Genomic DNA, 215 nt, shown 5'->3' on the forward strand with positions numbered 1-215 from the left:
CAACGCTCAGGGCAGTGGTTTCAACATGGCGGTAGTAATAAGGGGTACCGGAAGCGAGGTAAGGCGGCAGCAGATCACGGCTTTCCAATCGGGTGCCGTCTTCCCGCAGGAGATTCTGCACCGTGGCAATCTCACTGCCAGCGGGGTCGGTCAGGGTGTAGTCCTTAATGCCCTTCACCATAAACAGCTTGTCATGATGTCGCCAGATATTGGCC

General features: G+C 56.3%; 1 protein-coding gene. It reads right to left on the bottom strand.

From position 1 onward, the window contains the following. Positions 1-215: hypothetical protein (locus AK963_RS34800; protein ID WP_175404863.1), on the bottom strand; the 215-nt coding region annotated here is incomplete at both ends.

It is taken from the genome of Endozoicomonas atrinae, assembly GCF_001647025.1.
Taxonomy (GTDB): Bacteria; Pseudomonadota; Gammaproteobacteria; order Pseudomonadales; family Endozoicomonadaceae; genus Endozoicomonas; species Endozoicomonas atrinae.